At 71.1% G+C, this 14,185-nt stretch carries 13 protein-coding genes; 9 read left to right on the forward strand and 4 right to left on the reverse strand.

Annotation, left to right across the window (positions count from 1 at the left end):
• Positions 1-40 precede the first annotated feature (40 nt).
• The 4 genes from ACLJTM_RS17995 to ACLJTM_RS18010 all read left to right on the forward strand — a co-directional run bounded on the left by ACLJTM_RS17995 (position 41) and on the right by ACLJTM_RS18010 (position 4,966).
• Positions 41-1,600, forward strand: coding sequence for a sugar ABC transporter ATP-binding protein (locus ACLJTM_RS17995; protein WP_411104620.1), 1,560 nt, complete (start codon positions 41-43; stop codon positions 1,598-1,600).
• On the forward strand, positions 1,597-2,697 hold the full coding sequence (locus ACLJTM_RS18000; protein ID WP_411104621.1) for an ABC transporter permease: 1,101 nt from the start codon (positions 1,597-1,599) through the stop codon (positions 2,695-2,697). Before ACLJTM_RS17995 ends, ACLJTM_RS18000 begins: the two co-directional genes overlap by 4 nt.
• Complete coding sequence (gene yjfF / locus ACLJTM_RS18005) at positions 2,694-3,716, forward strand: galactofuranose ABC transporter, permease protein YjfF (protein ID WP_411104622.1); 1,023 nt, start codon at positions 2,694-2,696, stop codon at positions 3,714-3,716. Before ACLJTM_RS18000 ends, yjfF begins: the two co-directional genes overlap by 4 nt.
• Before the next feature lie 104 nt (positions 3,717-3,820).
• A complete protein-coding gene (locus tag ACLJTM_RS18010) occupies positions 3,821-4,966 on the forward strand; it encodes an aldose epimerase family protein (RefSeq protein WP_411104623.1) in 1,146 nt (381 codons plus the stop codon).
• A gap of 175 nt (positions 4,967-5,141) precedes the next feature.
• Here the strand turns inward: ACLJTM_RS18010 and ACLJTM_RS18015 are convergent, their stop codons facing one another.
• Positions 5,142-6,218 (reverse strand): LacI family DNA-binding transcriptional regulator, encoded by a 1,077-nt coding sequence (locus tag ACLJTM_RS18015; protein WP_411104624.1) that lies wholly within the window; start codon positions 6,216-6,218, stop codon positions 5,142-5,144.
• Between the two features lie 319 nt (positions 6,219-6,537).
• On the opposite strand from ACLJTM_RS18015, the gene araD reads away from it, so the two are divergent.
• Positions 6,538-7,284 (forward strand): L-ribulose-5-phosphate 4-epimerase AraD, encoded by a 747-nt coding sequence (araD, locus tag ACLJTM_RS18020; RefSeq protein WP_411104625.1) that lies wholly within the window; start codon positions 6,538-6,540, stop codon positions 7,282-7,284.
• A gap of 72 nt (positions 7,285-7,356) precedes the next feature.
• Here the strand turns inward: araD and ACLJTM_RS18025 are convergent, their stop codons facing one another.
• Entirely contained in the window at positions 7,357-7,689 is a 333-nt protein-coding gene (locus ACLJTM_RS18025; RefSeq protein ID WP_411104626.1) for a hypothetical protein, read from the reverse strand.
• A gap of 3 nt (positions 7,690-7,692) precedes the next feature.
• Complete coding sequence (locus tag ACLJTM_RS18030; protein WP_411104627.1) at positions 7,693-8,202, reverse strand: RHS repeat domain-containing protein; 510 nt, start codon at positions 8,200-8,202, stop codon at positions 7,693-7,695.
• Between the two features lie 1,147 nt (positions 8,203-9,349).
• Here ACLJTM_RS18030 and panD point away from each other — a divergent pair.
• Genes panD through ACLJTM_RS18045 form a run of 3 tightly spaced genes read left to right on the forward strand, consistent with a single transcriptional unit; the run spans position 9,350 to position 10,766 of the window.
• Positions 9,350-9,769 (forward strand): aspartate 1-decarboxylase, encoded by a 420-nt coding sequence (gene panD, locus ACLJTM_RS18035; RefSeq protein ID WP_411104628.1) that lies wholly within the window; start codon positions 9,350-9,352, stop codon positions 9,767-9,769.
• A 14-nt stretch (positions 9,770-9,783) separates the two neighbouring features.
• Entirely contained in the window at positions 9,784-10,137 is a 354-nt protein-coding gene (locus ACLJTM_RS18040; protein ID WP_411104629.1) for a GNAT family N-acetyltransferase, read from the forward strand.
• Complete coding sequence (locus ACLJTM_RS18045; RefSeq protein WP_411104630.1) at positions 10,131-10,766, forward strand: aspartate/glutamate racemase family protein; 636 nt, start codon at positions 10,131-10,133, stop codon at positions 10,764-10,766. Before ACLJTM_RS18040 ends, ACLJTM_RS18045 begins: the two co-directional genes overlap by 7 nt.
• 411 nt (positions 10,767-11,177) lie before the next feature.
• Here ACLJTM_RS18045 and gndA read toward each other — a convergent pair whose 3' ends face one another.
• On the reverse strand, positions 11,178-12,623 hold the full coding sequence (gene gndA, locus ACLJTM_RS18050) for an NADP-dependent phosphogluconate dehydrogenase (protein ID WP_411104631.1): 1,446 nt from the start codon (positions 12,621-12,623) through the stop codon (positions 11,178-11,180).
• Positions 12,624-12,809: 186 nt separating this feature from the next.
• Between gndA and ACLJTM_RS18055 the strand changes: the two genes are divergently transcribed.
• A complete protein-coding gene (locus ACLJTM_RS18055; protein WP_411104632.1) occupies positions 12,810-14,099 on the forward strand; it encodes a transglycosylase family protein in 1,290 nt (429 codons plus the stop codon).
• The last annotated feature ends 86 nt before the right edge of the window (positions 14,100-14,185 follow it).

Genomic DNA, 14,185 nt, shown 5'->3' on the forward strand with positions numbered 1-14,185 from the left:
CCGCTCCACCACCCCACACTCACACTTGAGAGGAGGGCGGATGGCATCTCCGTCCACCCCGCCGCCCACGGGCGCCGGCGGCCCGCGGCCGGTTCTGGAAGCCCACGACATCCGCAAGCGGTTCCCGGGCGTGCTCGCCCTCGACGGAGTCGGCCTGCGGCTCTTCCCCGGTGAGGTGCACGCCCTGATGGGCGAGAACGGCGCCGGAAAGTCCACCTTGATCAAGGTACTCACCGGCGTCCACCCCACCGACGGCGGCACCATTCTCGTGGACGGCCGGCCCCACGCGTTCACGGACCCCCTCCAGGCGCAGCGGGCCGGAATCAGCACCGTCTACCAGGAGGTGAACCTCTGCCCGAACATCTCGGTCGCCGAGAACATCCTCATCGGGCGCGAACCCCACCGGTTCGGCCTCATCCACTGGTCCGCGATGCGGCAGCGGGCGGCCGAGCTGCTGACGGAACTCGACCTCGACCTGGACGTCACCAGTCTCCTCGACTCGCATTCCCTGGCGGTGCAGCAACTCATCGCCATCGTCCGGGCGGTGGACGTCTCGGCGAAGGTGCTCGTGCTGGACGAGCCCACCTCCAGCCTGGATCGCGAGGAGGTCGCCCAACTCTTCACCCTGGTGCGGCGCCTGCGGGACCGCGGTGTGGCCATCCTGTTCGTCACGCACTTCCTCGATCAGGTATTCGATCTCTGCGACCGCGTCACCATTCTGCGCAACGGCCGGATGGAAGGTGAGTACCCCATCGGCGAACTCACCCCCGTGACCCTGGTGCAGCGCATGATCGGCGGAGAACTGGCCACCCTTGAGCAGCTGTCCGGCCGCGCCCACCAGGAAGCGGCCGAACGGGCGACCGGCGAGCCGTTCCTCCGGGCGCGACAGCTGACCCGTACGGGCTCGATCGAACCGTACGACCTCGACATCCATGCCGGCGAGGTCATCGGCTTGGCCGGCCTCCTGGGCTCGGGCCGCACCGAGGTGGCGCGCCTCCTGTTCGGCGCGGACAGCGCAGACGCCGGAGCAGTGAGCATCGAGGGCAAGAAGGTCCTCCTGCGCACCCCCCGCCACGCCATCGCCCGGGGCATCGCGTTCTGTTCCGAGAACCGCAAGTCCGAGGGACTGGTGGGGGAGCTCACGGTCCGCGAGAACATCGTCCTCGCGTTGCAGGCCGCCCGCGGCTGGAGCAGGCCGCTGGCCCGTGCGAAGCAGGAAGAGCTGGCACGGCACTGGATCGACGCCCTGGACATCCGCCCCGCCGACCCCGAAGCGCAGGTACGCCACCTCAGCGGAGGCAACCAGCAGAAGGTCCTCCTCGCGCGCTGGCTGCTGACCGCACCCCGGCTCCTGATTCTCGACGAACCCACCCGGGGCATCGACATCGGCGCCAAGGCGGAGATCCAGAAGCTCGTGGCCCGCCTGGCGGACGAAGGCACCGCGGTGCTGTTCATCTCGGCGGAACTCGAAGAGGTCCTGCGCCTGAGCCACCGCATCGCCGTCCTCCGCGACCACCGCATGGTGGCCACCCTCGCGAACGACGACACCGTCACGCCCGAACGCCTCCTCACGACCATCGCCACCGGATCGGACTCATGACCACCCAGCCCGCCACGTCCGCGGCGGCCGCCGCGATCGGGAAACGGCTGGCCGGCCACCGCCTGCTGTGGCCCGCGCTCATCCTGCTCGCCCTGCTCCTCGGCAACCTCGCGTTCCACCACGACTTCTTCTCCGTCCATGTACGCGACGGTCACCTCTACGGCAGCCTCATCGACATCCTGCAGTTCGGCGCGCCCCTCATCCTGGTGGCGCTCGGCATGACCCTGATCATCGCCACCCGCGGGATCGACCTCTCGGTGGGTTCCACCGTCGCCATCGCCGGCGCCCTCGCCTGCGGGCACATCTCCACCGCCGCGCATCCCGGCAGCGTCGCCACCCTGCTCACGGCCGTAGCCCTCGCCCTCGGCGTCGCACTCGTGCTGGGCCTGGCCAACGGCTTCCTGGTGTCCGGGCTGGGGGTGCAGCCCATCGTCGCCACCTTGATCCTCATGGTCGCGGGCCGCGGCGTCGCCCAGCTGATCACCGGCGGCCAGATCATCACGGTGACCAGCTCCCCCTACAAAATGATCGGCGGGGGCTACTGGCTGACCTTCCCGTTCGCGGTCCTCCTGGCAGCCGCGCTCGTCGCGCTCACCGCCCTCGTCACCCGCCGCAGCGCACTCGGCATGCTGATCGAGTCCGTCGGCGGCAACCCCGCCGCCAGCCGCCTGGTCGGCATCCGGGCCGGCGGTCTCCTTGCCTTGGTCTACGTCTTCAGCGCGCTGTGCGCCGCCGTCGCCGGGCTGATGATCAGCTCCAACGTCTCCAGCGCCGACGGCAACAACGCCGGACTGTGGATCGAGCTCGACGCGATCCTCGCCGTCGTCATCGGAGGCACCGCACTGACCGGAGGACGCTTCTCCCTCGGTGGCACCGTCCTGGGCGCCCTGATCATCCAGACCCTGTCCACCACCGTCTACACCCTCGGCGTCCCGCCCGAGACCACCCTCGTCTTCAAGGCCTTCGTCGTCATCGTCGTCTGCCTCGTGCAGTCCCCGGTCTTCCGGGCCAAGGTCCCGCGCCGCCGCAGGACGACCACTCCCCGATCCCACACCACTGCGGGCGCCACTCCGCAGCAGCAGGAGGTACGCGCATGACCATCGGCATCGCGAGCGCCGCCGCGCACCTCACCCGACCCTTCGCGGCCGTGTCCGCGCGCACCCGCACCCGTATCCCACTGATCGTCACGGCCGTCCTGCTGGCCGCCATGTTCGGCGTCGGATCGGTGCGCTACGAGGGCTTCCTCTCCGCCCAAGTCGTACTGAACCTGCTGATCGACAACGGATTCCTCCTGGTCGTCGCGGTCGGGGCGACCTTCGTCATCCTCACCGGCGGCATCGACCTGTCCGTCGGCTCCATGGTGGCACTGTCGACCATGCTCACCGCCTGGCTGGTCGAGTCGCACGGCTGGCCCCTGGCCACCGTCATCCCCCTGGTCCTGCTGGTCGGCGCCGCGAGCGGGACGCTCATGGGCTGGATCATCCACACCTTCGAGATCCAGCCGTTCATCGTCACCCTGGCCGGCATGTTCCTCGCCCGCGGGCTCTGCTACACGATCAGCACCGAATCCATCACGATCAGCGACCCCACCACGGCGGGAATCGCGCAGACCCGGCTGTACGGCCCGGGAGGACTGTTCGTCTCGATCCCGGTGGTCATCGCCCTGGCCGTGCTGGTGATCGCCTTCGTCGTACTGCACCACACGCGCTTCGGCCGCAACGTGTACGCGCTGGGCGGCAATGAGTCCTCCGCACGCCTGATGGGCCTTCCGGCGGGCTCCACCAAGATCGCCGTGTACGCCGTCAGCGGCCTGTGTTCCGCACTCGGCGGCCTGTTGCTGACCTTCTACATGCTCTCCGGCTACGCCCTCCACGCCATGGGCATGGAACTCGACGCGATCGCCGCCACCGTGATCGGCGGCACGCTGCTGACCGGAGGTTCCGGCTTCGTCCTGGGCACCGCCCTCGGCGTGCTCGTCCTCGGCACGATCCAGACGGTGGTCAACTTCCAGGGCACGCTCAGCTCCTGGTGGACCCGGATCGTCATCGGCGCCCTGCTGCTCGTGTTCATCGTGCTGCAACGCCTGATGAGCGGACGCCGCCCTGCCGCCGACTGACTCCGGCTCAGCAGCCCGCCCGCCCGCGCCACCGCGTTCGCGCGCCGCGATCACCGCTTGGTCCCGGCACGCCTCCGGTGGACCGACTTCCAGGGAATGCCGTCATGGAACACGCATACGAATCTGTCGCCCAGGATGCCGAGTCTGTCGGCCAGGACACCGAGCCCAGGCAGAAGGCCGCCTGTCCGCGGACGGCCCGCCCCCTGCGTCCGGACGACGACGGAACGGGGGAGAGGTGGCGGTTCGGCTTCCCCGGCAGGGCCGGCGCGGAGGTGCACACGCGCGGCGCCCGGCTCCGTTCCCTGATCCTTCCGGACCGCTGGGGCCACACCGCTGACGTGGTGCTCGCGCCCCGCGACCCCGCGGCCTGCGAGGGTTCCGCACGCTATTTCGGTGCGACGGTGGGCCGTTACGCCAACCGCATCGCACACGGCGGGCTCGTCGTCGACGGCGTCACCCACCGGCTCGCCACCCAGGAGACCGGGCACACCTTGCACGGTGGTCCCGACGGGTTCGACCAGCGCCTGTGGCGGTGCGAACCCTTCCACTCGGCGCACCGCACCGGTGTCCGTCTGTTCCTGCACAGCCCCGACGGCGACCAGGGATTCCCCGGTGCCCTGGACGTGCGCCTCACCTACACACTGGACCGCGACGACAACCTGACGATGTCCTACCAGGCGGTCACCGACGCCCCGACGATCGTCAACCTCGCCAACCACGCCTACTGGAACCTCGAAGGGGAGGGGCGCGGCAACGTCCTGGCCCACCACCTCCAGGTCGCGGCCCCCCTCTACACCCCCGTCGACGCCGAGTTGATCCCCGACGGCCCCCACCGCCCGGTCAGCGACACCCCGTTCGACCTCCGTCGGCACCGGCGGCTCTCCGACGTCCTGACCCATACGGATCCGCAGCTGGCGCTCGCCGGCGGAGGCTTCGACCACAACTGGGTCCTCGACGGCGCCCTGCAGGCCGGTCCTCGTCCGGCCGCCGTGCTGTACGCCCCCGCATCCGGCCGCCGCATGGAGGTGCGCACCACGGAGCCGGGCATCCAGGTCTACACCGCGCAAGGCCTCACCGGTGACATCACGGGCAAGGCAGGCAGGCCGTACCACGCCTACGCGGGGGTCGCGCTGGAGACCCAGCACTTCCCGGACTCCCCGAACCGCCCCGACTACCCGGCGGTCGTGCTGCGCCCGGGCGAGCTGTACCGGTCGACCACGATCCACCGTTTCACCACGGTCGCCGCCTGAGAGGGGGCGGCGGCGGCCGTAGCCGCTGTCCGGTGCCGGGGGGCATCGACAGCGGCTTGCGCGCCGGCGCCGGCTTCCGCCGTACGCGGCGCCCCGGGGCCCGGGGCTTCCGCCGTACGCGGTGCCCCGGGGCCCGGTTCCCTGCGGGAGGGGTCAACAGCCGTTCAGGTGGGGGTCATTCGCCGGGGGACGCGATCCTGCGGGCCGTGCTGGCGCGCACGATGAGCTCGGGCGCCACCACCAGGTGGGTCGACTCCTCGGTCCTGCCCTCAATGTGGTCCAGGAGCAGCCCGATGCTGTCGCGGCCGAGCGAGGCGAAGTCCTGGCGGATCGTCGTCAGCGGGGGCGGGAAGAACTCCGCCTCGGGGATGTCGTCGAAGCCGGCGACCGCCACGTCCTCGGGCGTCCGCAGGCCCGCTTCCCGCAGGGCCCGTAGGACACCGAGGGCCATCTGGTCGTTGGCGACGAACACCGCTGTGAGGCCGGCTCCCGGCCCTCGTGATGCCAGGACCCGCCCCGCCAGCTGCTGGCCGGCCTGGTATCCCGACAGCGGACTCCAGTCGCCTCGCAGCACGGGCGGCACCTCGGCGCCTGCATCGCGCAGCGCGTCCTCCCACCCCTGGGTGCGGGCCTCGCTCTCGAGCCAGTCGGGGGGGCCCGCCACGTGCCACACCGTGGCGTGGCCCGACGCGAGAAGGTGCTCCGTGATCATGCGGGCGCCGAGGTTCTGGTCCAGCGACACCCCCGGCAGGTCGAGGGTGTGGCCGCCTTCCACGGTGACCACGGGGCACGGTGCCTCCAGTGCCGCCAGGGCGCGCACCGCGGCGCGTTGCGGGGTGACGGCGACGATCCCCTCCACGCCCCACCCGGCGAGGTGCTGCATGGCTTCGGCGAGCGCCGTCTGCGTGGCGGTGCGCAGCGTGACGGCGGAGGTCAGGTAGCCGCGGTCCCGAGCCGCCTCCTGCACTCCCGCCACGGTGCTGGCGGGCCCGTGCAGGGTGGTGTTCACCGCGATGACGCCCAGCGTGTGGGTCCGGCGGGTGGCCAGGGCCCGGGCCGCCGAGTTGCGGCGGTACCCCAGCTGCTCGATGACCTGCGTCACCGCGGCCCGGGTCTTGGCGCTGACGTTCGGGTGGTCGCTGAGCACCCGTGAAACGGTCTGGTGGGACACGCCGGCGACGCGCGCGACGTCCGTCATCGTGGGCGCTCGCGAGACGTCTGGGAGCTGGGTCAACTCTCTTCCTTTCCTCATCGAGCGGCCTTCCCTCAAGGTATCGAACCAGCCGCGGTCCGCACACATCTCGGACCGACCGGAAGACTGTCGACCAGGTAGGGATGTTGGCGTTCACATTATGCAGCGTTGATCGCATGTCGTGGGCAGAAATCTGCTCGCATCTCTTGAGATTGCCGCGTGTTAGCGCTCACAATCTGAACGGGGCGCCTAGCCCGGCCAGCCGCGATGCCTGCTGCGGCCCCCGATCAGTCCTGCCCACTCATGTGCGACCGCGGGACCCCCGGACAGCGGTCCCGGAGGAGCCCGCCGCGCATGCCGGAGAGACGGTGAGAGCGTAGTGAGCGAGACCTTCCTGGGGGACCTCCGTCGTGAGGTCCTCGCGGCCAACCTGCGCATCCCGGAGGCCGGTCTGGCCACCCTCACCTGGGGAAACGTCAGCGGAGTGGACCGAGATGCCGGCGTCTTCGTGATCAAGCCGTCCGGGGTCCCCTATGCCGACCTCACCGAAGAGGACCTGGTGGTGGTGGCACTGGAGGACGGGCGGGTCGTCGAGGGACGCCTCAGGCCGTCCACCGACACCGAAACCCATCGATGCCTCTACCGGGCCTTCCCCTCCATCGGCGGCGTCACCCACACGCACTCGACGCACGCCGTCGCCTTCGCCCAGGCGCGCCGCCCGATCCCCGTACTCGGCACCACGCACGCCGACACCTTCAACGGGCCCGTCCCCGTGACGGAGGACCTCACCGCCGAGCAGTGCGCGCGGGACTACGAGTACAACACCGGACAGGTGATCGTCGCCCGGCTCAACGGTGACCCCCGGCTGGCCGACGAGGTTCCCGGAGCGCTCGTCTCACGGCACGGACCCTTCACCTGGGGTGCCACCGCGAAGGCGGCGCTGGAAAACGCCGTCGTCTGCGAGGCCGTGGCGGAGATGGCGCTGCACACGCTGGCACTGGGGCCCCGCCTCGGGGAAGCCTCCGAACCGCCGAAGCACCTGCTGGAGCGACACTTCACCCGTAAGCACGGACCGGACGCCTATTACGGCAACGCCCCTCACGCCCCTCACGCCCCGAGCGTCTGAAGCCGCGCACCGTCTCCGGTCCAACCTGCGCCGAGGCTGGGGTGGCAGGCGGCTTGCTCCCTGTGATGGGCATTACGGCACCGTGAACCAGCAGATGTCACCGGAGTCGGGCAACCGGGAATACCCGTCGACCTCTGCTGCGACTCGCGCCAAAGCCCCGGCCTTGTCCGAATTCCATGGCAGGAAGGGGACCTGTTCCGACTCCGTCAAATCTCCCGGTCGCGCCCCGACGTCGTACAGATCGGCGACGATCCGAAGGAGCAGTCCCAGCTGTTCCTCGAACGTGGCGCCCCGTCCGAACAAACTCCCCACGGCTCCGCTGATGACCGAGAAACCGAGCCAGTCGTCGTGTGCGTACTGGCAGAGATAGTCCAGCTCTCGGCGGTACGCCTCGTCATTCACCATCGCTCAGTCCCCGTGCTGTGGGATGTGGAATCGTTTCATTTCCAGCCCGTCCACGTCGTTGTAGTCAATGGTCGCTCCGCCGGACTTACTGAACGGCCGGTAGGTCACGGTCGATTTCGGGTCGTCCGACAACTGCCACACCTCGATGTTGCCCTTCGGCGTGGGCTTGACCTCGGGATCGCCGAGTTTGGCGTGCAGGTCCAGGCGGATTCTCTCCAGCTCCACGTCGTCGACCATTCTGACGCCAGGGCTGTCCTCCTCACCCCTCATCCTGCCGTCACTGTCGACGGCGGTCTCACGTGCGGAATCATGCCGGACCTGGTCATCAGGGTCGAGACACTTCAGTCCCAGTGGATCCAACCAGACGAAGGGGTTGGGTACGAAGGTGTGGTGGTTGGGCGCGGCGCTCAAGCCCAGTGGGTCGGGTGAGGCATAGCCGGCGAACTGGGGGTCGTAGTAACGGAAGCAGTTGTAGTCGAGGCCCGTCTCCTGCGCTGTGCAGAACTGCGTCATGGCCGTTCACCGTGACCACCTCGGTCTGTGGACCAACGGCGTTGCAGTGTCCTCCCTCGCCTCTGTCAACGGCTCCGGCCAGGGAGGCCGCCATCACCGCGCCGCGCCGTCGGAAGAAGACGTACGGATAGCCGGAGCCCGGATTCAGCCGTTGACGGCCTCCAGGCGTCGTCGGACTGGGTCAATGGACCCATGGCGATCGGGAGCACGGGGCCTGTCGAGCAAGGCCGAGGGAATTGGGTGGTGCACTGCGCCGAGCGGAGACCGTCCGAGTAGGTGGCACCGGCAGATCCGGGAGCGTCCACGCGCGCTTCTTGAATGGTGACGCGACCGGCCTCCAGGAATCGCCATCCGGGCGGATGACGCGGCGGAGCGGGCCCTGGCCGAGACATCGAGGGCAGTGCGGGGAAGCATCGAATTGGAGGCGGCCCGGATGATCCTGGGCTTCGTCCGACCCGAGGGGCGGCTACGTCTGCGTAAGGACTCCTCACAAAATGGGATGGGCGTGTCCTCTGTGGGTGACGCCGTCGGGTGTGTGTGGGCAAGCGCGATCCATCCACGGGTAGACAGGCACGGGGCTGACGGTCGTGGTGAAGGAATGCACCAAGGGCACGATCGCCGAATGCGCGACGGCGTGGTGGACCGAGATTGCCCGGTGCGGCGACGCGATGGCCTTGGCCGCCGAGTGGCACCGCCAGGTGCTGTCACGCGGACAACACCAATGGTCACGAGAATCCCCGGTTTGCTGACCGGGCTCTTGCCGCTAGGTTGCGCGCCCGCCTGGTAGTGCCGTTGCCCATGGCGAGCCGCCGGCGGCGGCGCCCTGGGCGGGTGATCCGTATGCAGGCGCAGGCACGTGCCGACCGTCTGCCCGCCGCCGTGGATCCGCTCACAGTGAAGGTGGTCCTGGACGACTGCCGACGGTCGTTGCGTAGGCTGGCGTCGTCGTCGCGGTGGGGAGTGCGAGTGAGCCGGCTGAGCCCCTCGAAACCCGCCTGACGGTGCGTCAGGAAAGTCGGCAATTGGTCAGCATCAGTCCTCAAAAACCTGGTGAAAGCTGACCGGACACGCGACTCGTTGTAAGGTAGGGAAACCGCACTTGACCTGCAAAAATGCAGGCAGGGAGCCTAGATCCAGGGGTACCTCGATGATGCGTACGATGTTCAAGTCCAAGATCCACCGGGCGACCGTGACGCAGGCCGACCTGCACTACGTCGGGTCCGTGACCGTCGACGCCGATCTGCTCGACGCGGCCGACCTGCTGCCCGGTGAGCTGGTGCACATCGTCGACATCACCAACGGTGCGCGCCTTGAGACCTACGTCATCGAGGGGGAGCGCGGGTCCGGGGTCATCGGGATCAACGGGGCCGCCGCGCATCTCGTGCACCCCGGGGACCTGGTCATCCTCATCAGCTACGCACAGGTCGAGGACGCCGAGGCGCGGGCGTTCAGGCCGCGCGTCGTCCATGTGGACGGCGACAATCGGATCGTCGCGCTGGGTGCGGATGCCTCCGCCCCGGTGCCGGGAACGGACCAGGAGCGCAGCCCCCACGCAGTGGCCGGCTGAGGGGAGTCGGGGACATGGTGCAGAGCACACCGATGGAGTTCACGGACGAACGCGGGGCCGGACGGCTGTTGGCCGTCGAGGACGGGGCGGTGGTCGGGTACATCGCGTACTTCGTGCTCGCCGAGGCCCCGCACGCCCTCGTGGCGGTGCACACCATCGTCGAGCCGGCCCATGAGGGGCGCGGCATCGCGGGCGGACTGGTGCGCCGTCTTTACGGGATCGCCGCCGCCGAAGGCGTGCCCGTGGTCCCGCTGTGCCCGTATGCGGCGAGCTGGGCCGCCAAGCACCCGGACGAGGCCCCCGAGGCCCCGGCCGCGCTCGTCGCGGCGGCCAAGGCGCAGCTGGCCGCCGACCGGGACCAGTGGTGACGGGCCTGCTCCTGCTGCACACCTCACCGGTGCACGTCCCGGTCTTCGACGCCCTGCGTGACCGGGGGCACCCGGGGGCCGGGCTCCGGCACCTCGTCGTCCCGGAGCTGCTGGAGCGGGCCCGGCGGGACGGGCCGGACTCGGTGGCTCCGGCCTTGCGGGAACTCCTCGCCGACGCCGGGCCGGGGCCCGTGCTGGTGACCTGCTCGACGATCGGCGCGGTGGCGGAGGCCCTGGCCCCCGCCTTGGGCCGTCCGGTGCTGCGGGTGGACCGGCCGATGGCCGCCGCCGCGGTGCGCACGGGCCCGCGGATCACCGTACTGGCGACCGTGGAGTCGACCCTGGGGCCCACCCGGGCGCTGCTGGCCGAGGAGGCGGAGGCGGCCGGAGCCGCGGTGTCGGTCCGCACGCACCTGGTCGCCGGGGCCTGGGAGCGCTTCGAGGCCGGGGACACGGAGGGCTGCCTCGCCCTGGTGGCCGCGGCGGCCGACGCCGTGACCGGGGCCGACGTCATCGTGCTGGCCCAGGTCTCGGCGGCCGGCGCCGCGGAGCGGACCACGGCCCGGGTCCCGGTGCTCGCGAGTCCCGCTGCGGGCCTGGCCGCGGGTCTGGCGGCCCTGGCGGGCTGACCGCAGCCCGGCCATGCCCGGCCATGCCCGGCCATGCCCGGCCATGTCTGGCAGTCGGGCAGTCCGCAGGGGCCCGCAGGGCGGGCGTGGGCCGGGGACGGCGTACCGGAGCGCGTATCCGGGGGTTCCCGGGGGAAGGTGGGACACATGGTGCGAGAACCAGAGATGACCCAGCCCCCCGTCCCCGGCCCCGACCCCGTCCCGGCACCCGTCCCCGAGCCCGACCCGGTCCCGGCGCCCGCCCCGGTCCCCGGCCCCGGCCCCGTCCCCTCCCCGGGCCCCTTCCCGGATCCCGGGCCGCAGCCCGCGCCGCCGGCGCCCGGCCCGGTGCCCGAGCCGGACCCCATCCCGCCGCCGCCGGGACCCGCGCCGGTCCCGCAGCCCGGGCCCCTGAGCTGAGCGGTCCGCGGGTCAGCCCGCGGCGACCTCGGAGCGGTCCCCGCCCCAGAGGGTGTGGAACGAGCCCTCGCGGTCGGTGCGCCGGTAGGTGTGCGCCCCGAAGAAGTCGCGCTGCCCCTGGGTGAGGGCTGCCGGGAGACGCTCCGTGCGCAGGGCGTCGTAGTACGCCAGCGAGGCGGAGAACGCGGGCACCGGGATGCCGTGTCCGACCGCGGCCGAGATCACCGCCCGCCAGTCGTCCTGGGCGGCGCCGATCTCGCCCGCGAAGTCCTCGTCGGCCAGCAGGCTCGGCAGGTCGGGCCGCGCGTCGTACGCGGCGCGGATCCGGTCGAGGAAGGCTGCGCGGATGATGCAGCCGCCGCGCCAGAGCGAGGCCATCGCGCCCAGGTCGACGCCCCAGTCGTACTCCTCGCTGCCGGCCCGGATCTGGTGGAAGCCCTGGGTGTAGGCGACGATCTTGGACGCGTACAGGGCCTGCTCCACCTGCGCGGCGAAGGCGTCCGCGGCCTGCGGGGACAGCGCGGCGGCCGTCGGACCGGGCAGCCCCCGCGCGGCCTTGCGCAGGTCCGCGTGGCCGGAGACCGAACGGGCGAAGACGGCCTCGGCGATCCCCGACACCGGCACGCCGAGGTCCATGGCGATCTGCACGGTCCAGCGGCCGGTGCCCTTCTGCTCGGCCGCGTCCGCCACCACGTCGACGAACGGGCGGCCCGTCGCGGCGTCCGTGTGGGCGAGGACCTCCGCCGTGATCTCGATCAGGTAGGAGTCCAGGCGCCCCCGGTTCCAGCCGCGGAAGGTGTCCGCGATCTCGGCCGGCGAGTACCCGGCCACCTCCCGCAGCAGGTGGTAGGCCTCGCCGATGAGCTGCATGTCGGCGTACTCGATGCCGTTGTGCACCATCTTCACGAAGTGCCCGGCGCCGTCGGGGCCCACGTGCGAGGTGCACGGGGTCCCGTCGGAGGCCTTGGCGGCGATCTTCTCCAGCAGTGGCCCGAGGGACTTCCAGGACTCCGCGGAGCCGCCGGGCATGATGCTCGGCCCGAGCAGCGCGCCCTCCTCGCCGCCCGAGATGCCCACTCCCACGAAGTGGATGCCCTGCTCGCGCAGTTCCTTCTCGCGCCGCCGGGTGTCCTGGAAGTGGGCGTTGCCGCCGTCGATGATGACGTCGCCCTCCTCCAGCAGCGGGGCGAACTCGCGGATGACGGCGTCGGTGGGATCGCCCGCCTTCACCATGACGACCAGGCGCCGCGGGCGCTCCAGGGCGTCGACGAACTCCTTGGCCGACTCGGCTGCCACGAAGGCGCCCTCGTGCCCGAACTCCTCCACCAGCGCCGTGGTCTTCGCGGTGGTCCGGTTGTGCACGGCCACCGTGAAACCGTTGCGGGCGAAGTTGCGGGCCAGGTTGCTGCCCATCACGGCGAGCCCGGTGACGCCGATCTGGGCTGTGCTGGTGCTCATCTCATGTGCTCCTGCGTGCTTCGGTGTGCGGGGACTGCCGACGCTACCCCGCTGCCCCCGCCCGCCGGCGGCCCCCACGTCGAGGCCCTGTCAAATTCCGCTGGCACGCGCCCTGTTGCGCCCCTTGTCACGCCCTGTGCGTGCCGTTAGGTTGTGCGGTTCCTGATGTCTTCAATGGGGGCTCCCATGGGTTTACGGGGCCGGCACCGCCGGTATCAGCCGAGCAGTATCAACCGGGCCTCGCTCGCCGTCACCGCCGGCGGTGCGGGTATAGCCCTGCCGCTGATCGGCGCGGGAGTCGCCCAGGCCGCCTCGGTGGACACCTGGAACAAGGTCGCCACCTGCGAGTCCACCAACAACTGGCAGATCAACACCGGCAACGGCTACTACGGCGGGCTGCAGTTCACCCAGAGCACCTGGCGCGCCTTCGGCGGGACGGTGTACGCACCCCGCGCCGACCTGGCCACCAAGGACCAGCAGATCGCGGTCGCGGAGAAGGTCCTCAAGGGGCAGGGGCCCCAGGCCTGGCCCGCCTGCGGCAAGAAGGCCGGGCTCTCCCGCAGCGGACCGGCCCCGGCCGCCGTCACCCCGCAGGGCCACGGCGTCAAGGCCCCGGTGCAGCAGGCCGCGGCCGGAGCGCAGCCGCAGGGCGTCGCCCCCCGGCCGACCGGGACGCCCGTCCTGCCCAACCCGTACGTCGTCGCGCCCGGCGACTCCCTGTCGGCGATCGCCACCCGCCAGCACGTCGAGGGCGGCTGGCAGGCCCTGTACGAGACCAACCGGGCCACGGTGGGCGCCGACCCGAACCTGATCCTCCCCGGTCAGCGGCTCACCCTGCGGATCACGGCCGCGCCGCCGGCCCCGCACCCGGAGAAGCCGCCGCGCACCGCGGAGCCGGTGAAGCCGGTGGAACCGGCCGCCGGGAAGCAGGCCGACAGACCCGCGCCGAAGCCGGCGGAGAAACCGCAGGCCGAGCAACCGAAGAACCAGAAGCCGGCTCCGAAACCCGCTCCGAAACCGGCTGCGAAACCCGCGCCCGAACCCGCCTCAGCGCAGCAGAAGCCGGCCGGGGGAGGCTTCTTCGCCCCGGTCGACGCCGGCCTGGGCACCGCCTACCGGGTCTCCGGTTCGTCCTGGTCCAGCGGCTACCACACGGGCATCGACTTCCCGGTCGCGACGGGCACCACCGTCAAGTCCGTGGGCCCCGGCCAGATCGTCTCCGCGGGCTGGGCCGGTGCGTACGGGTACCAGGTCGTCATCCGCCACACCGACGGGCGGTACTCCCAGTACGCCCACCTGTCGGCGCTGTCGGTCAAGGCCGGGCAGCAGGTGGCGGGGGGCCAGCGGATCGGGCGCTCCGGATCCACTGGCAACACCACCGGCCCCCACCTGCACTTCGAGATGCGCACGGGGCCCGGCTACGGCTCCGACATCGACCCGCTGAAGTACCTCCGCGGCCACGGGGTCTCCATCTGACCCGCGGGTGTGCGCGGGTACGACGGTGAGCAGGACCAGTCCGTACGCCGCGAGCGCGGCGCTGGCCAGCGCCGCCGCCGTGCCCG

Source organism: Streptomyces sp. cmx-4-9, assembly GCF_046548835.1.
Classification (GTDB): Bacteria; Actinomycetota; Actinomycetes; order Streptomycetales; family Streptomycetaceae; genus Streptomyces.

What these genes read in the sequence shown, in the direction of transcription:
- panD (WP_411104628.1), top strand. Translation starts at nt 9,350, where the DNA reads ATGATGCGTACGATGTTCAAGTCCAAGATCCACCGGGCGACCGTGACG.
- ACLJTM_RS17995 (WP_411104620.1), top strand. Translation starts at nt 41, where the DNA reads ATGGCATCTCCGTCCACCCCGCCGCCCACGGGCGCCGGCGGCCCGCGG.
- ACLJTM_RS18025 (WP_411104626.1), bottom strand. Translation starts at nt 7,689, where the DNA reads ATGGTGAATGACGAGGCGTACCGCCGAGAGCTGGACTATCTCTGCCAG.
- ACLJTM_RS18000 (WP_411104621.1), top strand. Translation starts at nt 1,597, where the DNA reads ATGACCACCCAGCCCGCCACGTCCGCGGCGGCCGCCGCGATCGGGAAA.
- ACLJTM_RS18030 (WP_411104627.1), bottom strand. Translation starts at nt 8,202, where the DNA reads ATGACGCAGTTCTGCACAGCGCAGGAGACGGGCCTCGACTACAACTGC.
- ACLJTM_RS18015 (WP_411104624.1), bottom strand. Translation starts at nt 6,218, where the DNA reads ATGAGGAAAGGAAGAGAGTTGACCCAGCTCCCAGACGTCTCGCGAGCG.
- gndA (WP_411104631.1), bottom strand. Translation starts at nt 12,623, where the DNA reads ATGAGCACCAGCACAGCCCAGATCGGCGTCACCGGGCTCGCCGTGATG.
- ACLJTM_RS18040 (WP_411104629.1), top strand. Translation starts at nt 9,784, where the DNA reads ATGGTGCAGAGCACACCGATGGAGTTCACGGACGAACGCGGGGCCGGA.
- yjfF (WP_411104622.1), top strand. Translation starts at nt 2,694, where the DNA reads ATGACCATCGGCATCGCGAGCGCCGCCGCGCACCTCACCCGACCCTTC.
- ACLJTM_RS18055 (WP_411104632.1), top strand. Translation starts at nt 12,810, where the DNA reads ATGGGTTTACGGGGCCGGCACCGCCGGTATCAGCCGAGCAGTATCAAC.
- ACLJTM_RS18010 (WP_411104623.1), top strand. Translation starts at nt 3,821, where the DNA reads ATGGAACACGCATACGAATCTGTCGCCCAGGATGCCGAGTCTGTCGGC.